Raw genomic sequence first — 23,053 nt, 5'->3', positions numbered from 1 at the left:
CCTTTAAAAACGATAATTCAGATCAAACGTCACGCCGATGTTCCGCTCGCGTTTGCCGTCGTACGGATGCTTCTCAAACTGCAGCATCACGCCGGCGTCCAGCACTCCGTTCCAGCTGACGCGCTGGCCGTAACCCAGCTGGGTGATCGGCTTGCGCGCATAGTCCCGCTGCCAATAGCTGCCGGCGCCGGCCTGGAACTGCTGGCTCCACTCGGTCTGATAATGGCGATACAGGGTGTGATCGAGCGTTAACGACGGCAGCAGCGTGAAGTCGCGCTTCGGGTTGTAATACGGCACGTTCTCCTGGCTGTTGCGGCTGCCGGACAGCGTCAGGTTCATGTCCAGCCGATAACGGGCGCCGGCGAGCAGCCGTTGCCGCCCTTCCAGGCCGTATTCCAGCCGGTTGTTGCCGTCCGAGAAGTGCGAAGGCGCCACGCTGGCGCGCAGCTCGCGGCTTTCGTTCTGCTGCCAACGCAGCCACAGGTTGCCGCCGTTGGCGCTGATGCCGTTGGTCAACGCGCGCAGCGGCGTCTCGGCCGACAGGCGCGCCATCGAACCGCCGAGGCGCCATTGATCATTCAGGTCATACCAGGATGAGAGGCGCAGGCCGAGCTCATTGCCGTGGCCGTAGTTGCGGTTGGCCACCTCGGCCTCCAGCCACAGATCGCGCGAGCGCCACTCGGCACCGGCGCTGAGATCGCGGTTGATGCCCTTGCCCTCGTCGAACTGGCCGGTGTTGAATCCCCAGCCGGTGAACAGCCGCCAGTTGTCGTCGATCGGCGGTGAATAGAGCGCGGCGTGTATGCCGAAATCGTGGCTGCCGCTGACCGGCCCGTCGGAATCGATGCCCTGATTGCCGCTGATGCGCAGTTCAGACATATGGTGAATGCGGCGCGAACGTTCAAACTGCTGAGCGGCGACGCTTTCCAGCGCGCGCTGGATGACGTCGTCGGCCAGCAAATCCAGTTGGCGCCACTCCTGCAACCCCTGCGCGACATAGCCCTGCTGGATCTCCAACGGCAGGCTGCGCGGCTCCAGCCCTTCCACCTGTTTCAACTCCTCCTCGGCGCGACGCGGCCAGCCGCGCGCCAAATAAACGCTGGCCAAGGAGATGCGCAGCCCCTGATTACCCGGTGCCGTTCGCGCCAGATGGGTCAGCTGCCGTTCGGCCTCGGCCAGATCGCGTTGATAAACCCGCGACTGCGCCAGCAGCGATTGGCCGACCAGCCAATCATCGTTGTAGGCCAGCGTCGGCAGCTGGTACAGGTGGGTCGCGTAGGGATAGCGCTGGCTGACGCGCTGCGCCAGCAGCGCCGCCTGATCGATGCGTTCGTTCTCCGCCTGCGCGTAAAACAGATCGGTCTCGTCTTCGGCGGTCACCGCCTGCGGCGCGGCGGCGTTCAGCCGGCCGAAAATGGCCTGCGCCTTGTCCGGCTGCTGCAGATAGAGGTAGGCGGACGCCGCCCAGCGCTGCGCATAATCCGGCACCGTGCGCCCTTCCGCCTGCAAGGTTTGATACTCGCTCACCACGTCGGCCATTCGATAGCGCGCCAGCAGCGCGCCCAGGCGATCGACACGCGCCTGTTGGTAGCTGTCCTGCGCCTCCGGCAGCGGCCGCCACTGCGCCAGCAGTTGGTCATAGCGCGCCAGCGCGCGATCGGCGATGACGAAACGTTCTTGTTCGCCGCGAGCATCGATAAACGACAGCCGCACCAGTTCGGCGGCTTCATCCGCCTGCAGGCGCCGCTGCTGCGCGGGCGGCAATGCCAGCCCCTGGCTTTCACGCAGCGCCGGATCCGCGACCCGATTCGCCGCCAGCAGCGTCACGTAATAAGCCTGAATACCGGTGTCGGACGGCGCCAGCGCGCGGGCATGAGTGGCGTTTTCCAGCGCCGCCCAGCTGCGGCCGGCGGCCTGGTCCACATAGGCGCGCGTCAGATACCACGTCGCCGGCTCCAGCAGCTTCTCCGCTTTGGCCGCCTCCGTTTGCGCCTGCGCATCCTGCCCGGCATCCGCCAGCGTCATCACATAGCCACGCTGTAAGCCGCCGTCGGCGGGAGCGAGCTGCAACGCCGTACGCCACAGGCGCAGCGATGGTTGCCACTGCTTCAGGTTGCGATAGGCGCGAGCCGCCGTCGCCAGACTGGCGCTATCCCGCTGCAGCGCGGCGCCGTCGGCACGCCAAAGCGCGACTACCTCTTCATCGTGGCCGGCCCACCCGGCCACCTGGATATAATCGGCTCGCTGCTGCAGGCTCAACCCCTCCTGAGCGCGCCGCTGCGATAAATACGCCAGCACCGGCGCAGTATCGCCCGATCTGGCCTGACGGATCAGCGCGTCATAGCGTTCATCCGCCAGCGCGGTGGCCGGCAGGGATAAACCGATAAACATCAATGACGCCGCATATTTGGTGGCGTGGCGTTCGGTAAAGCGTAATGAACGCGAGTTAACTTTAGGCACGAGGTATTCCTTTAATCCGTGAGCTGCTGTCCTGGCAAAGTAGAAATGCGAGCAGGCACCCGAAAAGTCGGCTAGAGCCGCCGGGTAATAAGCATGGAGTAATGAATATTTCTGTCTGGCGCACGCTTAAATAGAATCGAATGCGCCTTTGCCTAAAAAGAGTATTTTATAAATCTGCCAATGAATACCGCAGCCAGGTGATATCTGCCTGAAACTGGAATTTCACAATTATCAATAAGTGAAATAACAAAAATTAAAACAATATAAATCAATAAGATAAAACACATTAATGATCAATATTCTTAATTTCACTCTTTCGTGTGAAATTGTATAAAACCGGTGTGATATTTGATTTTAATTCTCATTATCACCGGTCGACAGGAATATTAATCCAAACATCCAATTAAATAACCTGCCTTGTTGGAGAAAATAACAAGATTATTGTTAACACGAATATTAAATTTGCCTGCTAATAATTATTCAATTCAATTTAAATTCCCCCACGGATACATTCATGCTGGCTATCTCCCGAGCATGCCGTCACAATAGCGCCTCATTCTGGTTTCAATCAGGGATTGCCATGTACAGCCACTACCCCGCCCATTACACCTTCGATAGCGACAGCGACGCCTGGCAGATCGGTTTCCACGACTTCCCCGAGTGGCAATCTGCCTGCTATAAACGCGAAGACATCGAGCTGGAAGCGCAGGAAAGCCTGCTGGCCGCCATCGCCGCCGCGATGGATGAAGGGCTGCCCCTGCCCGCCCCTTCTCCTTCGCAAACCGATGACTTGAGGGTACATCTGCCGGCGCTGGTGGCGCTGAAGATCGAACTGCACAACGCGATGCTGCGCAAAAACACCGGTAAAGCGGCGCTGGCGCGCAAGCTGGGTTTCAACGGCGGGCAAATGGAGCGGTTGCTGGATATCGGCTACGCCTCAAAAGTGGAAGCGCTGGAGCAGGCGTTGTATCTGCTGGGCTACGAAGTGCGCGTGACGATAAGTGAAGTTTGCCAATAAGTTAGCGGCAGGTAAGCGAAATATTATCCAAGGGGGCTAAATTTCCCCCGTTTTGCGCCGATATGATGGCTACCTAATCACTTGTCGCAACAACGAAGGCTAAAAATGGAGTGGAGTCGCCGTCATATTTGGGCCGTTATTCTGCTGTCTTGTCTCGTTTTTTGGGTCATTTTGGCGACCGGCATCAACGCCGTCGCCTGAGCGCCTGCCACCGTATTGCAATACCCGATTTTAAAGCCCGCCACACGGCGGGCTTTCTGTTCACGACGTATCGCTAACTGGAATGCGTGGTAAAGTTCTTACAAGAAAAATCAAGCAAATTCTCAGTGTGCCCCGTATTGTTTTTCATCGCCCCTTCCTCGTCAGCCAATAAAATAAACCCTTGTTGTTTATCTTCAAAAGTAACGGGGACGACCGCCACACCAAACTTTCTCATATCCGCGTTTTTTTTAATCAGATCATGACCTATATTGATAAATGGAAACACACCGTCCAAATCCGCTTGCCTTATTCGCATACCTAAATAATGTTGCCCAACCAAGTTGTCTTTCAACGGTGTCCATTCATCCCCAATATTAGGTAGCTGGCGGTCTATACTGCGTCTGACATGCGGTTTCAAGCATGAAATGTGAATGTGCAATTGCCCTTGAGTACGGCCTCGCTGCGAGTTTATTGTTAAAGCATAAGCTTCTCGTGGCAATGAAGAGCCATAAACCTCTTCCAGAACATGTCGATTCTGCCAAGCCAACGCAAAATAATTTGGCGTATCAGCTAATAACAGTTCCGGACTTTCGACTCCCGCCATTTTCAACGTTGGCACGAGCAAATAATGATAGCGGCTTTCAAGATCGCGTACTATGGCATAGCCACGAGCGACACCTTCATCCATTGAAACTTTATCGCAGGGAAATGGTGTTCCTAAATATTGATAGTTAAACACACATAGATTATTCACTACGCGCCACAAAGCATTACTGGCAAAAGCAGACGGCGGGGTCGCTATCAAAAAAAGCACCGATGCTTTAAAAAAAACTTTAATAACAACAAATTAAAAATCCTTTTCGATTGTAGCCAGCCTACGTTACAACGCTATCCTAGCGTCGAAACTTACTATAGGTAAACATAAATAAAAAGCGTTATAAAACAGCGCACCCTGTTTAAAAAACAGCCTAAAATTGTGATCAAAAACACAGTATTGAAATCAGACCAGTATTGAGAGTACATTAGCGCCGATCCTGTCGCGGTTCGGATTTTACCTCACGGAGCATGAGGCGCGACAACCGGACAACCCGCGCTCGAGGACGTTGTTCTTCCGCTTGGAAGAATCCGCCCGACAAGCAGGTTGCCCATAAAATACTCAGCACAACAATCGGGATCATTGCTGGCGAGGACTCCAGACAGGAGTTGTTCAGTGAAATATTTTTTGATGGGCGTGTCATTCATGCTGGTTGCCTGGGTTGGCACCTTCATGTTGATGGTTGCCTGACAGCAGCCACACCAGGAACACAGACAAAGGGACGCGCAAGCGTCCCTTTGTCGTTTCGGCTAGCGCTCATTTGCCCGGCATCATGCGGCGCAGGGTGTCGTCCTTGCGCAGGTAGTGGTGATACAGCGCCGCCAGCGCATGCGCGCCAATGATAAAGTAGCCAACGTTTGCCAGCGTCTCATGCACCGTTTTGACCAGCTTGCGCATCACCGGATCCGGCGTCACCCACTGCGGCATCGGCCAGCCCAGCAAAGACCACGATTTCCCACCGTAGGCCAGGGTTAACATGCCCAGCAGCGGCAACATCAGGAAGACCACGTACAGCAGCCAATGGAAAATCTTCGCGCCTACCTCCTGCCACTCCTCCAGCGGAGGCGTGGTTGGCGGCGCAGCGTGGAAAGAGCGCACCGCCAACCGAATCAGCATCAGGGCAAAGACCGATACCCCAAAGTTGAAATGCAGATTTTTGACCATCGGCACCCACGCCTCCGGCACCGAATCTTTCAGCAACATCGCCGCATAGGTGAGGATCACCATCAGCAACGTCAGCCAATGTAAAACGATTTGCGATCGCGCGTAGCGGTTGCTCATACACTCTGTCCAAAAAATAAAATTCAGCGTAGTTGAGCATAATGGGGAAATAATGAAGAAAACCTTGGGACGGAAAAAATAAGGCCGGGCGAACGCCCGGCCTGACAGGGTTATTTGGTGCTGCCGGCTTTACCCGGCTTCAGCAGCCCGTCCGTGCGGAACATCGCCTTGATGCCGCGCACCGCCTGGCGGATACGATCCTGATTCTCGATCAGCGCGAAGCGCACGTGGGTATCGCCGTAGTCGCCGAAGCCGATGCCCGGCGAGACGCAGACCTTGGCTTCCGCCAGCAGGCGCTTGGCGAACTCCAGCGAACCGAGGTGGGCATAAGGCTCGGGAATTTTCGCCCACACGTACATCGACGCCTTCGGGTTTTCCACCATCCAGCCGGCCTCGTGCAGCCCCTTCACCAACACGTTGCGGCGCTGCCGATACTGCTCGGCGATATCGCGCACGCACTGCTGATCGCCTTCCAGCGCGGCGATGGCCGCCACCTGCAGCGGCGTGAAGGTGCCGTAGTCGTGATAACTTTTGATGCGCGCCAGCGCGCTGACCAGCTCAGGGTTGCCGACCATGAAACCGATGCGCCAGCCGGCCATGTTGTAGCTTTTCGACAGGGTGAAGAACTCCACCGCAATGTCTTTCGCCCCCGGCACCTGCATGATCGACGGCGCTTTCCAGCCGTCATAGACGATGTCGGCATAGGCCAGGTCGTGGATCACCAGCACGTTGTACTGTTTGGCCAGCGCCACCACCCGCTCGAAGAAATCCAGCTCCACGCACTGCGCGGTCGGGTTGGACGGGAAGCCGAGGATCATCATTTTCGGGCGCGGAATGGTTTCCCGAATGGCGCGCTCCAGTTCACTGAAGAAATCCACGCCGTCCACCAGCGGCACCGAGCGCACCTGAGCGCCGGCGATCACCGCGCCGTAAATGTGGATCGGGTAGCTGGGGTTCGGCACCAGCACGGTATCGCCGTGATCCAGGGTCGCCAGCATCAGGTGCGCCAGCCCCTCTTTCGAGCCGATGGTGACGATGGCTTCGCTTTCCGGATCGATATCCACCTGATAACGATCGGCATACCAGCGCGAGATGGCGCGGCGCAGGCGCGGAATGCCACGCGAGGTGGAGTAACCGTGGGTGTCGTCGCGCTGGGCGACGGCGCACAGTTTTTCCACGATGTGCGGCGGCGTCGGGCCGTCGGGGTTACCCATGCTGAAGTCAATAATATCCTCGCCGCGACGGCGTGCGGCCATCTTCAGTTCGGCGGTGATGTTGAATACGTAAGGGGGAAGACGTTCAATGCGCGTAAAACGGCGCTGTGGACTGTTATCAGCCATAGGGGATTCCTCGATAAACGTTAGCGCCCGGACCGTCCGAGCGACGCTGGCCAGCGAACTGACCGAATATCGAACATAGCGCAGCGCCGGCGAGCTTGTCGATACCCGGCGCGATATTTTTATTTGCCGCCCTGAAACTCCGCCGCCAACAGCCCGAACAGCCAGTCGTCGTGCCACTCTCCCGCCAGGCGGAAATTATCGCGCAGCGTGCCTTCCAGCTGAAAACCGCACGACTCCAGCAGGCCGCGCGAGGCGAGGTTGCCGGCGGTCACGGTAGCGGTCAGCTTGTGAAAACCGCAGGCGTTCACCGCAAAATCCAGCACCGCCCGCAGCGACTCCTTGCCATAGCCCTTGCCCTGGCCGGAGGGCAAACTGCCATATCCCACCTCCGCCTGCCGATACGGCAGCCACTGCGGGCGAAAGCCGGTAATGCCCACCGCCTCCCCGCTGTGCTTCTCACGCATCACCAGACACAGCCACTGATCGCCGTGTTTGTCCCAGGCCGGCAGCCGCGCGTCGAAACGCTCGCGGATCGCCGCTTCGCTGAGCGGATCGGCGATATAGCGGATCACATCAGGATCCTGGTAAAGGCGCAGAAACAGCGGCCAGTCCTCGGCGGTTATCGACTGTAAGTACAAGCGTTCAGTGACCAGCTTCATAAAATCTCCGAAAAACGAAAAAGAGGAACTTACGAATGAAAGATATCTCTTTATTTTCCCCGATTGGTTGCCGATAATCATTCACGTTAAAACCACAAAACCATAACGTCTTGCCCGATTCCCTACAACCGTCCGCCGCAGTGACTCACGCGGCACCAGGAGAACACCATGGCCTCTTTAGTCATCGATGATATTCCGCAGACGATCGTTAACGTCAAGCGCCAGCTGCGCCAGGCCTTGCCGAACTACCGCGAAGTTTTTCTGGCGCTGGAGGAGAACATCCGCGGCCAGGTCGACCAGATCCGCCGCGAACTGGCCGCCGGCCATAATCCGGTGCCGCAGATCGACGCGGAAGATATCCTGCAGCAGCGCGTCAGCGATCAACAGATAGCGCTGATCAAACAGCGCGGCGCCTGCGCCATTCGCGGCGTGTTTCCCCGCGCCAAGGCCGAAGGCTGGAACCGGGAAATCGGCGACTATCTCGAGCGCAACAACTTCGTCGAGCGGTTGAAAAACGCCGCCGAAGACAACTATTTCGGCAAGCTGGCCGCCAGCAAGCCACAGATTTATGGCATCTATTGGTCAAAGCCGCAGGTCGAAGCGCGGCAGGATGCGCGCATGCATGCGGTGCAGGTGTTCCTCAACAGCCTGTGGGCCACCGAAAGCAACGGCAAGCAGCATTTCGATCCGACCCGCATCGCCACCTACGCCGATCGCACTCGCCGCCGCCCGCCGAACTCCTCGTCGCTGGGCCTGTCGCCGCACGTCGACAGCGGCACCATCGAGCGCTGGCTGGACGAGAATTTCCGCTATGTGTATCGCCACGTGTTCTCCGGCGACTGGCAGCAGTACGATCCCTTTGCCGCCGACGGCCGCACCGAAGTGCGCGAAATAGCCTCCCCGGCAGTCTGCTCGATGTTCCGCACCTTCCAGGGCTGGACGGCGCTGACGCCGCAACGCACCAACGCCGGCACGCTGAACCTGGTGCCGATCGCCAACGCCATGGCCTATGTGTTGCTGCGCGCGCTGCAGGACGACGTCGCCGACGACGATCTGTGCGATGCGGCGCCGGGCCGCGCGCTGTCGATCTCGGAAAAATGGCATCCCCTTTTATTAAGTGGGATTTCCCCTATTCCCGATCTGGAGCCGGGCGACACGGTATTTTGGCATTGCGACGTGATCCACGCGGTGGAGAACGAGCATAACGGCGAGTTCGACAGCAACGTGATGTACATCGCCGCCGCGCCGGGCTGCGCGAAAAACGACGCCTACCTGCAGCGCCAGCTGCCGAGCTTTATCGACGGCAGAACGCCGCCGGACTTCGCTCCCGACGACTTCGAAGTGGATTTTGACGGCCGCGCCACCGCCGATCTGCTGACGCCGCTGGGCAAAGCGCAGCTCGGCATGCGCTGACCGCCGGCCTGAGCCACGGGCCTTTCTCGCTGTGGTATACTGCCGCCATCCGTAGGCCGCAGCGAGAACCCGTCGTGCACCCTTTTTTTGAAATGCTGTTGGCGGTGTTTGATCGCGCCGCGCTGATGTTGATCTGTCTGTTTTTTCTGACCCGCACCCGGCTGTTCCGCCAACTGCTGCAAAAAGAAGACCATACGCCGCTCGAGCTCGGCATCGTCACGGCGATCTTCTCGCTGTTCGCGCTGTTCAGCACCTACTCCGGCATCAACGTTGAGGGATCGCTGGTCAACGTGCGCGTCATCGCCATCATGGCCGGCGGCATTCTGTTCGGCCCCTGGGTGGGGATCGTCACCGGCATCATCGCCGGGGTGCACCGCTATCTGATCGACATCGGCGGCATCACCTCGGTGCCCTGCCTCATCACCAGCATCATCGCCGGCATCAGCGCCGGCTACATCAACCTCAAGGTGAGAAAAGAGCAGCGCTGGCGCGCCGGCATCGTCGGCGGCATGCTGTGCGAATCCCTCACCATGCTACTGATCGTGCTGTGGGCCAAGCCGACCGAGCTTGGGCTCGACATCGTGTCGCAGATCGCGCTGCCGATGATCCTCGGCACGGTGTGCATCGGCCTGATCGTGCTGCTGGTGCAGAGCGTCGAAGATGAAAAAGAAGTGATCGCCGCACGCCAGGCCAAGCTGGCACTGGATATCGCCCACAAGACGCTGCCCTATTTTCGCAACATCAACAGCGAATCGCTGGCCACCATTTGCGATATCATCCGCCAGGACATCCGCGCCGACGCGGTGGCGATCACCGATACCCATCAGGTGCTGGCTTACGTTGGCGTGGGGCGCGAAGCCTACCCAATCGGCCGCGAAGGGCTGAGCCGCGTTACCCGCGAAAGCATTCGCCACGGCAAAATCATCATCAAAAACAACCTGGAAAACCCGGCCGCGCCGCAGATCCATTCGCAGCTGGTGGTGCCGCTGTGGGAAAAGGGCGAAGTGACCGGCGCGCTGAAAATTTACTACTGCCACGCTCACCAGATCACCAACACGCTGAAGGTAATGGCGGTCGGGCTGTCGCAGATCATCTCCACCCAGATGGAGGTTTCGCGCATCGAGCATCTGCGCCAGATGGCGGATAAAGCCGAAATGCGCGCGCTGCAGAGCAAGATTAACCCACACTTCCTGTTCAACGCGCTGAACGCCATCTCTTCCTCCATCCGCCTGAATCCGGACACCGCGCGCCAGCTGATCATTAACCTGTCGCGCTACCTGCGCTACAACCTGGAGCTGAACGACGAACTGATCGATATCCGTAAGGAACTGCATCAGATTCAGGACTATATCGCCATCGAACAGGCGCGCTTCGGCGCCAAGCTGACGGTGATTTACGACATCGACGACGACGTCTCGGTGCGCATTCCGAGCCTGCTGATACAGCCGCTGGTGGAGAACGCCATCGTGCACGGCATCCAGCCCTGCAAGGGTAAAGGGGTGGTGGTGATCGCGGTGAAAGATCAGGGCGATCGGGTGAAAATTTCGGTGAAGGATACCGGCCACGGCATCAACCAGGAAACCATCGACCGGGTGGCGCGCAACGAGATGCCGGGCCACAATATCGGCCTGCTCAACGTGCATCACCGCGTGTCGCTGCTGTACGGTGAAGGGTTGCATATCCGCCGCCTGGAGCCGGGCACCGAAATCGCGTTCTACATCAGCAAAAACGGCGGCAAGCTGCATCAGGAACCGAGCGCGCCGCCGGTCGGGGAGGCCTCATGAAAGCTATCATCGTGGAAGACGAATTCCTCGCGCAGGAAGAACTCAGCTACCTGATCAAGAAACACAGCAATATCGATATCGTCGCTACCTTCGAGGATGGCCTCGACGTTCTGAAATACCTGCAAACCCACCAGGTCGACGCCATTTTCCTCGACATTAACATCCCGTCGCTGGACGGCGTGCTGCTGGCGCAAAACATCAGCAAGTTCGCCCATCGGCCATCGATCGTGTTCATCACCGCCTATAAAGAACACGCGGTGGAAGCCTTCGAGATCGAGGCGTTCGACTATATCCTCAAGCCCTATCACGAGGCGCGCATCGTCACCATGTTGCAAAAACTGGAGGCGCTGCATCATCGCCCCGCCGGCGCGGCGGAACCGACCAGCGCGCCGAGCCGCGGCAGCCACAGCATCAACCTGATCAAAGACGAGCGGATCATCGTTACCGACATCAACGACATCTATTACGCCGCCGCCGATGAAAAGGTGACGCGGGTCTATACTCGCCGGGAAGAATTCGTGATGCCGATGAACCTCACCGAGTTTTACGGCCGGCTGCCGGAAGAGCATTTCTTCCGCTGCCACCGCTCTTACTGCGTTAACCTGGCCAAGATCCGCGAGATCGTGCCCTGGTTCAACAATACCTACATTCTGCGGCTGAGCGATCTTGAGTTTGAAGTGCCGGTCAGCCGCAGCAAGGTGAAAGAATTTCGCAAGCTGATGCGCCTGTAAGCGCTTACCAGCGCGGGCCCGGACGGTAGTAATAGCCGGGCGGCGGCGGTGGCGGCATGCGGTAATGCGGCCGATCTCGCCAGTCGCGCCGCGGCGGCCCGTAGTAAATCACCCGTGGCGGCGGGCCATAATAGTACCCGCGCGAACGTTCATACCGGTGATGATCGGCCCACCAGCGCGGATCGCGCCAGCGATAGCCGTCCCAGTAGTGGCCGCGATGATCGCGATCGCCGATATGCAACGACAGGCCCGGCACGTTCACGCCGATGGACACGTCGGCCTGGCTCGCCAGCGGCAGCGCCAGCAGCGCAGCCAGTAACAACAGCGTTTTTTTCATTTCATGGACTCCTGCAGAGCGGACCTCATCCGATCGCAGATAACATAGTCCCGCGCTCGCCGCCGCTCTATAGGCGCAATGCCGATTTACGCCTTGCAGACGCATCCTTCACAATTTCACCACAATCGTTCACCGGCGATTAACAATAAATCGTTGATATCTTTGATGTAGATCACGTGTTACTCCCGGCATTTCACGCGCTTTTAGGCGTAAAAACGGCAACTCACGCCGTATAAAATGCATTTCATTCCTTCTGCCGTGCAATTCATTCCCGATCCACCGTCCGCCGGGGGGGCCGGCCATATAATAAGCCCAGACCGCGGGAACATAGATTCACCCCGCAAATTTCAGCCAGCGGCTCACGCCCGGCAACGCACACACAGGAAGGAGACCGGCCATGAACACCAAACCGGCAAATCGCAGCTTAATCGTTCTCGGCACCATCATCTGTCAGATGGGTCTGGGCACCATCTACACCTGGAGCCTGTTCAACCAGCCGCTGGTCGACAAGTTCCACTGGGGACTGGCGGACGTCGCCACCACCTTCTCCATCACCAGCTTCTTCCTGGCTTTCGCCACGCTGTTCGCCGGCAAGCTGCAAGAGCGCTTCGGCATCCGCAACCTGACGCTGTGTTCCGGCATCCTGGTCGGCCTGGGCCTGATCGCCAGCGCCCATGTCAGCTCGCTCGACATGATCTACCTGCTGGCCGGCGTGGTGGTGGGCTTTGCGGTCGGTATCGCCTACATCTCCACCCTGTCCAACCTGATTAAATGGTTCCCGGCCAACAAAGGCCTGATTTCCGGCATCTCCGTCGGCGCCTTCGGCAGCGGCAGCCTGCTGTTCAAATACGTCAACGCCGCCCTGATCGCCGACGTCGGCGTTTCAGGCGCCTTCTTCTACTGGGGTGCCATCGTGATGGGCCTGATCGTCGTCGGCTCCCTGTTGCTGAAAGAGCCGGTGCTGGCAACCAGCGCCGCACAGCCAGGCGCCAACGGTCTGGGCAACGACTTCAGCGTGCGCCAGATGCTGGCCACCAAAGAAGCTTACCTGCTGTTCACCATCTTCTTCGCCGCCTGCATGAGCGGTCTGTACCTGATTGGCATCGTGAAAGACATGGGCGTTCAGCTGGCCGGGATGGATTTGGCCACCGCCGCCAACACCGTGTCCGCCGTCGCCATCTTCAACACCGCCGGCCGCATCATTCTGGGTACGCTGTCTGATAAAGTAGGCCGTATGCGCGTCATCAGCTTCACCATGCTGGTTACCGTGCTGGCGATTGTCGCGCTGAGTTTCATGACCCTGAACCACACGCTGTTCTTCATCTGCGCTGGCGCGGTGGCCTTCTGCTTCGGCGGCAATATCACCGTGTTCCCGGCGATTGTCGGCGACTTCTTCGGCCTGAAGAACCACAGCAAGAACTACGGCATCATCTATCAGGGCTTCGGCCTGGGCGCGCTGGCCGGTTCGTTCGTCGCCAAATACTTCGGCGGCTTCCACGCCACCTTCATGGTGATTGGCGTCCTGTCTGCCGCTTCTTTGCTGATTACACTGTTCATCAAAGCGCCGAAAGCGGTGGAAATGGAAAGCGAAGAAACCGCACAGGCGGCGGAGCTGGCCAAAGCCTGATCCCCTACGAAAACGACAAGGGGCGCAACCCGCAGGTTGCGCCCCTTTTTTATTGCCCCGCCGCGCGGCTTACAGCCGCATGCCAAGCGTCTGGCGCAGATGCGCGCCGGCCCCCAACAGGCCCGGCTGGCCATGGGTTATCATGAACACCGGAATGTCTCGCACATAGTCACGGAAACGCCCTTTGTCTTCGAAGGCGGCGCGGAAGCCCGAGGCCTTGAAGAATTCCATAAAGCGCGGCACGATGCCGCCGGCGATGTACACGCCGCCGAAGGTGCCCAGATTCAGCGCCAAGTTGCCACCGAAGCGCCCCATGATCACGCAAAACAGCGACAGCGCGCGGCGGCAGTCGATACAGCTGTCGGCCAGCGCCCGCTCGGTGATGTCCTTCGGCTCCAGTTTCTCCGGCAGCCGGTTGTCCGCCTTAACGATGGCGCGATACAGATTGACCAGGCCCGGCCCGGACAGCACGCGCTCGGCGGAAACGTGCCCCACTTCACCGCGCAGCACCTCCAGAATAATGTCTTCTTCTTCGCTGTTCGGTGCGAAATCGACATGGCCGCCCTCGCCCGGCAGGCTGACCCAGCGGCGATCGACCTGCACCAGGTGGGCAACACCCAGCCCGGTGCCGGCGCCGTACACCGCGATCGGTTTGCCCGGCTGCGCATCGCCGCCGCCAAACTGCAGCACGTCGTCCGGCGAGAGCATCGGGATCGCCATCGAGACGGCGGTGAAATCGTTGATCACTTCCAGGTGACTCAACCCCAGGCTGGCCTTCATTTCTTTGATCGAGAACGCCCAGCTGTGGTTGGTCATCGCCACCCAGTCTTCGGTCACCGGGCAGGCGATCGCGATGCAGGCGTCCTGCACCTCGATCTCGCACTCTTTCAGGTATTGGCGGATCACCGCCTCCAGGCTGTCGAACTCCAGGCCGGAATAGGTTTTCGCCTGGGTAATCTCACCCGTCGCAACAGTGCACAACGCCAGGCGGGCATTGGTGCCGCCAACATCACCCACGAGGGCATAGGTCATTGATTTCGTCTCCGCAAAATGAAAAATAAAACGCTGCCCACACTGTAAAATCCTGCTGCGAAAACAACAATCACCCGCCTCGGATCTGCACCTCAATAGCGATCCGGATCACAAAAAACGTTTCAGCTTGTCCGCTATGCCGCGATTTGAAACAAATTGCGGCAAAAAACGCCCCCCGGCGACTGTTAACCGTCATCGCCGCCGGGCAATATCAATGCGTGCCTGCGCGCCGATAGTCTGGCAAGCTGTGGCCACTGCCCAACCACCCGCACTCCCTGCCCCGCAGGGAGGCATCGACAAGGGATTATTCATGCTGCATCCGCGCGCCAATGCCATGTTGGCCTTTGCTTTGCCTGCGCTGATTATCGGTTCCGTTTCCAGTCTGGTGCTGCTGTTGGTGATGAAAATTGCCGCCGCATTGCAGCAATTACTGTGGGTGACGCTGCCCGATGCGCTGAGCCTGGACGCCCAGTCGCCCTGGTGGCCGGTTGCGATGCTGACGCTGACCGGCGTGGCGGTCGGCCTGATCGTGCGTTATATGCCGGGTCACGCCGGGCCGGATCCGGCGACGGAATCGCTGATCGGCATGCCGCTGCCGCTCGCCGCCTTGCCGGGGTTGGGGTTGGCGCTGATTGTCGGCCTGGCCGGCGGCGTCAGTCTGGGGCCGGAGAACCCGATCACCGCCATCAACATCGCACTGGTGGCGGCGGCCGGCGCGCGCCTGCTGCCGAAGGTGCCGCACATGGACTGGATCATCCTGGCGGCGGCAGGCACTATCGGCGCAATGTTCGGCACACCGGTCGCCGCCGCGCTGATCTTCTCGCAAACCCTGGCCGGCAATAACGAAACGCCGCTGTGGGATCGGCTGTTCGCCCCGCTGGTGGCTGCCGCCGCCGGCGCGGTCACCACGCAGATGTTCTTCGTGCCCAATTTCGCCCTGCAGCTCGATGCCTACGACGTGACGCGGCTGCCGGACATTTTCAGCGGCGCCATCGTGGCGCTGATCGCCATCGCGCTCGGCATGGTGGCGCTGTGGTGTTTCCCGCACGTTCACCGCCTGTTCCATTCAATGAAGAATCCGGTGTTGATGTTAGGGCTGGGGGGCTTTGTGCTGGGGCTGCTGGCGCTGTTGGGCGGAGAGATTACCCTGTTCAAGGGGCTGGATGAGATGAAACGCCTGGCGGTGGACGACAGCTATTCGGTGCCGGCGCTGTTGACCATTACCCTGACCAAGCTGGCGGCGCTGGTGATCGCCGCCGCCTGCGGTTTTCGCGGCGGGCGCATCTTCCCGGCGGTGTTCGTCGGCGCGGCGCTGGGCCTGATGCTGCACCAGCATGTTCCGGCGGTGCCGGCGGCGATCACCGTCTCCTGCGCCATCATGGGGCTGGTGCTGGTAGTGACGCGCGACGGCTGGCTGAGCCTGTTTATGGCGGTGGCAGTGGTGCCGGATCTGCACCTGCTGCCGGTGTTGTGCATCGTGATGCTGCCCGCCTGGCTGGCGCTGGCGGGCAAACCGCTGATGCTGGTAAACCGCCGGCAACCGCCGCGCGACGATTAGGCCAGCGCGAACGCCGCGGCGGCGCGGGCGTGGATTGCAGTGGTGTCGAACACCGGCACCGACGCATCCCGCTCGCTCACCAGCAAGCCTATTTCGGTGCAGCCGAAAATAATCCCCTGCGCCCCCTGCTGTTCCAGATCGCTGATAATCCGGCGATACTCGTCGCGCGAGGCGTCGCGAATTTTACCGAGGCACAGCTCGTCATAGATGATGCGGTGTACGATGTCGCGATCGGCGCTGACCGGCGTCACCACGTCGATGCCGTGCAATTCCTGCAGGCGGCCGCGGTAGAAGGTCTGCTCCATGGTAAAGCGCGTGCCCAGCAGCCCGACGCGGCGAATGTTTTTTTCCCGCACCTGCAGCGCCGTGGCATCGGCGATGTGAATCAGCGGCAGGCCGCTGGCCTGCTCGACCGCCTCCGCCACCTTGTGCATGGTGTTGGTGCAGATCACGATAGCTTCGGCGCCGGCGGCGCGCAAAGCCACCGCGGCGGCGGCCAACAGCCGGCCGGCGCCGTCCCAATCGCCCTGGTGCTGCAAGCGCTCAATCTCCTGGAAATCGACGCTGTAGAGCACGATTTTGGCCGAATGCAGCCCGCCAAGGCGCGCCTTTACCTGCTCGTTGATGGTGCGGTAATACGGAATGGTGGATTCCCAGCTCATGCCGCCCAGCAGACCCAACACTTTCATCCTTCGTTCCTCAGCATTTCCGACGATCCTCTGACCTTACCTGAGAATCGTCGGTCTGACGACGCCTTATTTGGCGCCGGAATTGATCGGCTGGCGCGCCTCGAACCAGCGCTGACGCAGCATGTCGTACAGCCAGTTATAGGCCATGGTGTACGGCAGGAAGAACAGGAAGAAACCGATTTCCAGCATAAACGCCTGCGTCCAGGAGATGCTCAGCATCCAGGCGGCGATCGGCACGCCGATCAGGATAAAACCGGCTTCAAAGCCGACGGCGTGCAGCGCACGCACCTTCAGGTTACGCACCACCCGGCTGACCGGCCACAGGCGGTCGAACACCGTGTTGTAAACCATGTTCCACAGCATCGCGACGGTGGAGAGCATTACCGCCAACGCACCGACCTGCACCATTGAACGGTTCAGCAGCCACGCGCCCAGCGGGGCGCAAACCATCACGGCGATGGCCTCGAAACCGACGGCGTGGACGATACGTTCAATGAGAGACTTGTTTTGCAGTTGCATACATCACCTTTTTTTCAACAGTTGTTGCGAAAGCCAGGTGATTATCATCGCTTTTTTGGGTAGATTAAAAATAGGTTCCATCGATAAAGTAGATAGATCATGCACTATTCCCCGGAAGCGTTGCACGCGTTTGTCGAAGCCGCCGCCCTCGGCTCGTTTTCCGCCGCCGCGCGCAAATTGCGCAAAAGCCAATCCACCATCAGCACCGCCATCGCCAATCTGGAGGCGGACCTGGCGCTGACCCTGTTCGATCGCGGCGCGCGCCAGCCGGTGCTCACCGCTGCCGGCCGCAAGGTGCTGGGACATGTGCAGGCGATCCTGGCCGCCAGCGAACGCCTCGACGCCCTGAGCATTCAGTTGGCGGGCGAGGTTGAACCGCGCCTGAGCATGGTGTTTTCCGATACCTACCAGCCCAAGCATCACGATCGGTTGATGCAACTGTTCGAACAGCGCTACCCGGAGATTGAGCTGGAATGGATGATCGCTGAGGAAGGCGACGTTATCGATCTGCTGCAAAGCGGCCGCGCGCACTTGGGCATGGTGGAAGTGCAAAAAAGTTATCCGCCGGATATCGCCTTCTCCCGGCTGCCTGAGCAGACCGAAATGGGGCTGTTCGTCGCCCATCAGCATCCGCTGGCGCAGGTCGCTGCGCCGACGCCGGAGCAATTGTCCAGCACCCGCCAGTTGATCCTGAATACCTACACCGGCGCCGAGGCGGCCAGACAAGGCGGGCTGGTGTGGTCGGCGCCCAGCTATCTGCTGTTGCTGGAGATGGCGGAACAGGGATTCGGTTGGGCGGTGTTGCCGCACTGGCTGGTGCAGCAATACGGCCACGGCAGGCTCACCCAGCTGCGGCCGCGCGGCTGGCCCAAACTGATTTCGGTGGATGCGGTCTGGTCCAAACTGACCCCACCGGGCCCGGCGGGGTTCTGGATGCTGGAGCGCCTGCTGGGCGACACCCTGCCTTAAGCGGCGGCGTTGCGCGCCTGAATGGCGCGAGAGACGGTATCGAGGAGTTCCGGAATGTCCATCTTCGGCAGCATCACTTCGATGAAGGCCAGCCGCTCGTCGTCCGCTACCTCGCGCAGCGCCTGACGCAATCCGTCCGGATCGCTGACCCGCAACGCCTTCACCGGCCGATCACCAGCCAACGCCATCGGCAACTGCGTCCAGTTCCAGCGCGCGATGTCGTTATAACTTTGCTCCGGCCCGTGAATCGCGCGCTCAACGGTATACCCCTGATTGTTCAACACGAAGATCACCGGTTTAAGCCCGTCGCGCAGCATCGATCCCAGTTCCTGCACGGTTAACTGCGCGGCGCCGTCGCCGATCAGCAATACTGCCCGGCGCTGCGGTTCGGCGGTCTGCACGCCGAACGTCGCCGGCAGGGTATAGCCGATCGATCCCCAGAGCGACTGCACGATCAGGCGGCAGCCACGCGGCAACGTCAGCGCCGCCGCGCCGAAACAGGCGGTACCCTGATCGGCCAGCACGATATCCCCCGGCCGCAGGAAATCCTGTACTTGCCGCCAGAAGGCGTGCTGATCCAGCCCTTCCCCATCGCCTTCCGGCAGCGCCGGGCGGACGATCGGCGGCAACGGCCAACGCGACGCCAGCGACAGGCTCAGGCGGTGCAATGCCTGCACCGCCTCGCGCATCGGAATGCGGCTAAAGCGCTGCCGCCCGATCCAGGCTTCGAACGGTTGAATATCGATGCATTTTTCCACCGGCAGGTGATGCGTGAACCCCGCGGTAATGGTGTCGGTCAAGCGTACGCCGACGTTGATCACCACATCCGCGTTTTCGATCAATTGTTTCACCGCCGGATCGCTGGCGCCGCCGCAGTAGGTACCGACAAAACCGGCGCGATTCTCGTCCAGCAGGCCCTTGCCGAGCAACAGCGTCGCATGCGGCATATCGACCTCCTGCAGCCACTCGTCCAGCGCCGCTTCGGCGCCGAAGCGATCGGCCAGGAAGTCCGCCAGCAGCGACACCCGCCGTGCCGACAGCAGCTTTTCGCGCGCCGCGGCGATAAACGCCTGCAATGCGCTCTGCGACAGTTTGGCCTGGCGCAGCATCAGCGGCGCCGGTTTACTCGGCAGCGGCGCCTGCGCGACGTCGCTGGGCAACATCAGGTAAACCGGGCGATGCTCCAGCAAGGCGGCGCCGATCAGGCGGTCTATCTCCAGCGCGGCGTTGTCGGCGGTCAGGTCGGCCTGCGCGACGGTCACCTCTTTGGCTATCCGGGCGAAATGAGTGAAGTCGCCATCCCCCAGCGAATGATGCAGCAAATCACCGGCGCGCTGGGCGCGCTGCGCCGGCGTGCCAACCACGTGGATCACCGGCAGGTATTCGGCGTAGCTGCCGGCCACCCCGTTCAACGCGCTCAGCTCCCCCACGCCGAAGGTGGTGAGCAGCGCGGCCGCCGGTTTGCAGCGCGCATAGCCGTCAGCCGCATAGGCGGCGTTCAACTCGTTGGCGCAGCCTACCCAGGTGATTTGCGGATGCGCGAGGACGTGATCGAGAAATTGCAGGTTGTAATCCCCCGGCACGCCGAAGAAATGACGGATGCCGATTTGGGCCAGACGATCGAGCAGATAATCGGCCACCGTATAGGTCTGAGTCATGATCATCACCTGTCTGCAGCTGAAGCGATTATCTTAATTATCGAAGATGCCGTTCAAATTTCGAACAATCATCCCGGCATCGAACGGCAACCTGGCGTTACATGCCGGCGTCGTGATCGCTCCCGCGGCAACGCGGTGTGGAAACGTATACACTCAAAGCACTTCACCTTTCGCCGACAAGGATAACTATGTCTTACCCAGCCTCCCCCTCGCGTTATCAAGCTATGGAATACCGGCGCTGTGGCCGCAGCGGGCTGAAGCTGCCCGCCGTCTCACTCGGCCTGTGGCACAACTTCGGCGACGCCACTTTGTACGATAACGCCCGCGGCCTGATCCGCTGCGCCTTCGATCGCGGCATTACCCATTTCGATCTGGCCAATAACTACGGCCCGCCGCCCGGCGCCGCCGAGGAGAACTTTGGCCGCATTCTCAACGCCGATCTGCGGGCCTGGCGCGATGAGCTGATCGTCTCCTCCAAAGCCGGTTACACCATGTGGCCCGGCCCCTACGGTGATTGGGGCTCGAAAAAGTACCTGGTCGCCAGCCTCGATCAGAGCCTGAGGCGCATGGGGTTGGAGTATGTGGATATCTTTTATCATCATCGGCCGGATCCGGACACGCCGCTGGAAGAAACCATGGCGGCGCTGGATCTGCTGGTGCGCCAGGGCAAAGCGCTGTATGTCGGCCTGTCCAACTACCCGGCCGAGCGCGCGCGCCAGGCGTTCGACATCCTGCAGCGGCTCGGCACGCCGTGCGTGATCCATCAACCGAAGTATTCGATGTTGGAACGCGGGCCGGAAACGGCGTTGCTGGATACGCTGGAAGAACATGGCGTCGGATCTATCGCCTTCTCGCCGCTGGCGGGCGGCCTGCTGACCGATCGTTACCTGCACGGCATCCCGCAAGATTCTCGCGCCGCCAGCGGCAGTCGCTTCCTGCAGCCGGAGCAGCTGACCGCCGAGCGACTGGACAAGGTGCGCCGCCTCGATGCGCTGGCGCGGCAACGCGGGCAGAAGCTGTCGCAGATGGCGCTGGCCTGGGTGCTGCGCGGCGATCGCGTGACCTCAGTGTTGATCGGCGCCAGCAAGAATGCGCAGATAGAAGACGCGGTGGGCATGCTGGCCAATCGTCACTTCAGTGAAGAAGAGCTCGCGCAGATCGAGAACATCTTATTGTAATCGCTTACAAATTCCGCCGTTCAATCGAGCGGCGATACTCCAGAAAAATCTCAAATCTTAACCTCCTGCATCATTTTCAGAGTGGCTCTCAGATTCAACCCTATATGCCGGCGCTATGATGCCGATATTGCAGCAAAAATAACGATAAGGCCGCTTTTAAACTGATGAACGCGCTTCATAAAGTGACAAACGGCCAGGCCGCGCAAGCGGGAAGGAGAAGCCATGTTTAAACCTCTGCTCTTGGCCGCCATTTTGGCGGCGACGGTACTGCCCGCCGCACAGCAGGCGCATGCCGAAGGGATCAGCATCGATCTGATGCCGGGCGTTTCATTGCGCATCGGCGATCAGGATAACCGCGGCCGTTACTGGGACGGTTACGATTGGCGGGATCGCGACTGGTGGCAAGGCCATCAGGGCCGTTATCTCGGCGACCGCAGCCGTCGCGGTTACTACTGGGACGGCTATCGCTGGCGCGATGGCGACTACTGGCGTAAACACTATTACTATCATGAAGGACGCTATCGTAAATACGACAAACACTACGATAAGCACCACTGGAAGAAAGAGAAAAAGCACCATCACGATCATGACCGCGATCGCTGGCGCCGCCACGGCGATGACGACCGCGATTAAAGACGACGGGCCGGCGCAACGCCGGCCCGCACTGTTTTCGCTTACAGCACGCTGCCGATCAGCAGGTAGCCGTTCAACCCAACCACCACCAGTACGATCAGCTTGCCCAGATTTTGCACCAGCGGGCCGTTGACCATTTCCCCCATCAGCGCCCGATTGCCGGTGAAAGCCAGCAGCGGCACCAGCGCCAGCGCAATGCCGAAGCTGAGCAGCACCTGGCTCAGCACCAGAATGCGCGTCGCATCCATCCCCAACATGATGACGATAAACGACGGCAGCATGGTCACCGCGCGCCGCAGCCACAGCGGAATATGGAAACGCACGAACCCCTGCATCACCACCTGCCCCGCCAGCGTGCCCACCACGGTAGAAGAGAGGCCGGCGGCCACCAGGCTCAGGCCGAACACGGTGGCGGCGGCGTGCCCGAGCAGCGGTTGCAGCGTCAGGTAAGCCACGTCGAGATCGGCAATGCCGCTGTGGCCGCTGAAATGAAACGCGGCGGCGGCGGTGGCCATCATCGCCAGATTAACGAAACCGGCGATGGTCATAGCCACGGCGACGTCGACTTTGGTGGCGGCATAGCGTTCCGCCTTGTCGTGCTCGCCGCCGATTTGGGTGAGCGACGAATGCAGATAGATCACGTGCGGCATGATGGTGGCGCCCAATACCCCGGCAGCCAGGAATACCGCATCGCCATTAGGCAAATCGGGCAGCGCCATCCCCTTCAGCAGCGGCGCCAACTGCGGCTGGGAGAACGCCAGCTCGACGATGTAAGCGGCGGCGACGAACAACAACAGCCCGCCGATCACCAGCTCCAGCGGCTTTTGCCCGCGTTTTTGCAGCATCAGAATTAAAAAGGTGGCGATGCCGGTCAGCACTGCGCCCTGCAACAGAGAGACACCGAGCAGCAGCTTGAAGCCGATCGCCGCGCCGATAAACTCAGCCAGATCGGTCGCCATGGCGATGATCTCCGCCTGTACCCAATAGGCCCACACCGCCGGCCGCGGAAAGCGATCGCGAATATGCTCGGCCAGATTTTTCCCGGTGGCGATGCCCAGCTTGGCGGACAACAGCTGGATCAGCATCGCCATCACGTTGGCCCAAACCACCACCCACAGCAGGCTGTAGCCGAATGAGGCGCCGGCCTGGATGTTGGTGGCGAAGTTGCCGGGATCGATATAGCCGATAGCGGCGATGAAGGCGGGCCCCATGAGCGAGAGTTTGATTTTTCTGGCGGAGCGACCGGAGGTGGTTTCAACCACGCGACTGTTCAGCATATGTTGAACCCTTACTGAAATTACGTTTATCTCCACTCTATATAAATGATAATAATTATCAAGCGCATTTAGAGCGGTAAAACTTATCTCTGTA

Annotated in this window: 21 protein-coding genes; 10 read left to right on the top strand and 11 right to left on the bottom strand. The window is 60.0% G+C overall.

Going from position 1 to position 23,053, the window contains the following annotated elements; translation table 11 throughout:
• Positions 1–3 precede the first annotated feature (3 nt).
• Complete coding sequence (gene pgaA / locus L085_RS11110; RefSeq protein WP_071841624.1) at positions 4–2,460, bottom strand: poly-beta-1,6 N-acetyl-D-glucosamine export porin PgaA; 2,457 nt, start codon at positions 2,458–2,460, stop codon at positions 4–6.
• 580 nt (positions 2,461–3,040) lie between these two features.
• On the opposite strand from pgaA, the gene L085_RS11105 reads away from it, so the two are divergent.
• Positions 3,041–3,478 carry a hypothetical protein gene (locus L085_RS11105; RefSeq protein ID WP_004936322.1) on the top strand — a complete coding sequence of 146 codons (438 nt, stop codon included), beginning with the start codon at positions 3,041–3,043 and terminating at the stop codon, positions 3,476–3,478.
• A 274-nt stretch (positions 3,479–3,752) separates the two neighbouring features.
• On the opposite strand, the gene L085_RS11100 is transcribed toward L085_RS11105, so the two are convergent.
• Positions 3,753–4,493 carry a CDP-diacylglycerol diphosphatase gene (locus L085_RS11100; RefSeq protein ID WP_226988589.1) on the bottom strand — a complete coding sequence of 247 codons (741 nt, stop codon included), beginning with the start codon at positions 4,491–4,493 and terminating at the stop codon, positions 3,753–3,755.
• A gap of 396 nt (positions 4,494–4,889) precedes the next feature.
• On the opposite strand from L085_RS11100, the gene ypdK reads away from it, so the two are divergent.
• Positions 4,890–4,964, top strand: a complete 75-nt coding sequence (gene ypdK, locus L085_RS25310; RefSeq protein ID WP_099782600.1) for a membrane protein YpdK — start codon at positions 4,890–4,892, stop codon at positions 4,962–4,964.
• A gap of 66 nt (positions 4,965–5,030) precedes the next feature.
• On the opposite strand, the gene L085_RS11095 is transcribed toward ypdK, so the two are convergent.
• The 3 genes from L085_RS11095 to L085_RS11085 form a co-directional block, all read right to left on the bottom strand.
• Positions 5,031–5,555, bottom strand: a complete 525-nt coding sequence (locus L085_RS11095; RefSeq protein WP_044030756.1) for a cytochrome b — start codon at positions 5,553–5,555, stop codon at positions 5,031–5,033.
• Positions 5,556–5,665: 110 nt separating this feature from the next.
• On the bottom strand, positions 5,666–6,895 hold the full coding sequence (alaC, locus tag L085_RS11090) for an alanine transaminase (protein WP_044030755.1): 1,230 nt from the start codon (positions 6,893–6,895) through the stop codon (positions 5,666–5,668).
• A 119-nt stretch (positions 6,896–7,014) separates the two neighbouring features.
• Entirely contained in the window at positions 7,015–7,554 is a 540-nt protein-coding gene (locus L085_RS11085; RefSeq protein WP_044030754.1) for a GNAT family protein, read from the bottom strand.
• A 168-nt stretch (positions 7,555–7,722) separates the two neighbouring features.
• Here L085_RS11085 and L085_RS11080 point away from each other — a divergent pair, with 168 nt between their 5' ends.
• The 3 genes from L085_RS11080 (at position 7,723) to L085_RS11070 (ending at position 11,482) form a co-directional block, all read left to right on the top strand.
• Complete coding sequence (locus tag L085_RS11080; RefSeq protein ID WP_044030753.1) at positions 7,723–8,967, top strand: DUF1479 domain-containing protein; 1,245 nt, start codon at positions 7,723–7,725, stop codon at positions 8,965–8,967.
• A gap of 92 nt (positions 8,968–9,059) precedes the next feature.
• The gene (locus L085_RS11075) at positions 9,060–10,751 is read left to right on the top strand and encodes a sensor histidine kinase (protein WP_033632451.1); all 1,692 of its coding nucleotides are present in this window, start codon (positions 9,060–9,062) and stop codon (positions 10,749–10,751) included.
• On the top strand, positions 10,748–11,482 hold the full coding sequence (locus L085_RS11070) for a LytTR family DNA-binding domain-containing protein (RefSeq protein ID WP_004936341.1): 735 nt from the start codon (positions 10,748–10,750) through the stop codon (positions 11,480–11,482). The genes L085_RS11075 and L085_RS11070 overlap by 4 nt, the downstream gene beginning before the upstream one ends.
• 4 nt (positions 11,483–11,486) lie before the next feature.
• On the opposite strand, the gene L085_RS11065 is transcribed toward L085_RS11070, so the two are convergent.
• Positions 11,487–11,819 carry a DUF2502 domain-containing protein gene (locus L085_RS11065; RefSeq protein ID WP_033632450.1) on the bottom strand — a complete coding sequence of 111 codons (333 nt, stop codon included), beginning with the start codon at positions 11,817–11,819 and terminating at the stop codon, positions 11,487–11,489.
• A 397-nt stretch (positions 11,820–12,216) separates the two neighbouring features.
• On the opposite strand from L085_RS11065, the gene L085_RS11060 reads away from it, so the two are divergent.
• Positions 12,217–13,446: an OFA family MFS transporter gene (locus L085_RS11060; protein WP_044030752.1), complete on the top strand. Its 1,230-nt coding sequence runs from the start codon at positions 12,217–12,219 to the stop codon at positions 13,444–13,446.
• Between the two features lie 69 nt (positions 13,447–13,515).
• Here L085_RS11060 and glk read toward each other — a convergent pair whose 3' ends face one another.
• Entirely contained in the window at positions 13,516–14,478 is a 963-nt protein-coding gene (glk, locus tag L085_RS11055) for a glucokinase (RefSeq protein WP_015378652.1), read from the bottom strand.
• 310 nt (positions 14,479–14,788) lie between these two features.
• Between glk and L085_RS11050 the strand changes: the two genes are divergently transcribed.
• Entirely contained in the window at positions 14,789–16,036 is a 1,248-nt protein-coding gene (locus L085_RS11050) for an ion channel protein (RefSeq protein WP_044030751.1), read from the top strand.
• Here L085_RS11050 and L085_RS11045 read toward each other — a convergent pair.
• Together L085_RS11045 and L085_RS11040 are read right to left on the bottom strand one after the other, a co-directional pair.
• A complete protein-coding gene (locus tag L085_RS11045; RefSeq protein ID WP_044030750.1) occupies positions 16,033–16,725 on the bottom strand; it encodes an aspartate/glutamate racemase family protein in 693 nt (230 codons plus the stop codon). The genes L085_RS11050 and L085_RS11045 overlap by 4 nt on opposite strands.
• 66 nt (positions 16,726–16,791) lie before the next feature.
• Positions 16,792–17,244 (bottom strand): multidrug/biocide efflux PACE transporter, encoded by a 453-nt coding sequence (locus L085_RS11040; RefSeq protein ID WP_004936357.1) that lies wholly within the window; start codon positions 17,242–17,244, stop codon positions 16,792–16,794.
• 99 nt (positions 17,245–17,343) lie between these two features.
• Here L085_RS11040 and L085_RS11035 point away from each other — a divergent pair, with 99 nt between their 5' ends.
• Positions 17,344–18,213, top strand: a complete 870-nt coding sequence (locus L085_RS11035) for a LysR family transcriptional regulator (RefSeq protein ID WP_044030749.1) — start codon at positions 17,344–17,346, stop codon at positions 18,211–18,213.
• On the opposite strand, the gene L085_RS11030 is transcribed toward L085_RS11035, so the two are convergent.
• Positions 18,210–19,871 carry a thiamine pyrophosphate-binding protein gene (locus tag L085_RS11030; protein WP_044032012.1) on the bottom strand — a complete coding sequence of 554 codons (1,662 nt, stop codon included), beginning with the start codon at positions 19,869–19,871 and terminating at the stop codon, positions 18,210–18,212. The genes L085_RS11035 and L085_RS11030 overlap by 4 nt on opposite strands.
• 188 nt (positions 19,872–20,059) lie before the next feature.
• Here L085_RS11030 and mgrA point away from each other — a divergent pair, with 188 nt between their 5' ends.
• Together mgrA and L085_RS11020 are read left to right on the top strand one after the other, a co-directional pair.
• Positions 20,060–21,049, top strand: coding sequence for an L-glyceraldehyde 3-phosphate reductase (mgrA, locus tag L085_RS11025; RefSeq protein ID WP_044030748.1), 990 nt, complete (start codon positions 20,060–20,062; stop codon positions 21,047–21,049).
• A 222-nt stretch (positions 21,050–21,271) separates the two neighbouring features.
• Positions 21,272–21,682, top strand: coding sequence for a DUF2502 domain-containing protein (locus L085_RS11020; protein WP_004936369.1), 411 nt, complete (start codon positions 21,272–21,274; stop codon positions 21,680–21,682).
• Positions 21,683–21,723: 41 nt separating this feature from the next.
• On the opposite strand, the gene L085_RS11015 is transcribed toward L085_RS11020, so the two are convergent.
• The gene (locus L085_RS11015; protein ID WP_004936371.1) at positions 21,724–22,959 is read right to left on the bottom strand and encodes an Nramp family divalent metal transporter; all 1,236 of its coding nucleotides are present in this window, start codon (positions 22,957–22,959) and stop codon (positions 21,724–21,726) included.
• Positions 22,960–23,053: the final 94 nt, after the last annotated feature.

The organism is Serratia sp. FS14 (assembly GCF_000695995.1).
Lineage (GTDB): Bacteria > Pseudomonadota > Gammaproteobacteria > Enterobacterales > Enterobacteriaceae > Serratia > Serratia nematodiphila.
The sequence above is the reverse complement of the archived record's forward strand: the minus strand, read 5'-3'. Positions and strand labels throughout refer to the sequence as shown.